Annotated in this window: 1 pseudogene; it reads right to left on the bottom strand. The window is 64.7% G+C overall.

From position 1 onward, the window contains the following. A pseudogene (locus tag ASF72_RS20995) lies at nucleotides 1-232 on the bottom strand (amino acid permease); the annotation flags it as partial.

Below are 232 nucleotides of genomic sequence, written 5' to 3' on the forward strand. Positions count from 1 at the left end.
GGTGATCAGGCTCAGGCCTACTTCCTGGCCGTCCACGGGGGTGCCGAAGATGACGAAGTAGGTGCCCACCAGCAGGAACGCGACGAGGGCGGCGACCTTGATCAGGGCGAACCAGAATTCCATCTCGCCAAAGACCTTCACCGAGACGAGGTTCAGGGCCAGGACCACTACCAGGGCGATCAGGGCCCAGGCCCACTGCGGGACCGCACCCATCCAGGGGACGTAGTTGCCG

This window comes from Arthrobacter sp. Leaf141 (assembly GCF_001424565.1).
GTDB lineage: Bacteria > Actinomycetota > Actinomycetes > Actinomycetales > Micrococcaceae > Arthrobacter.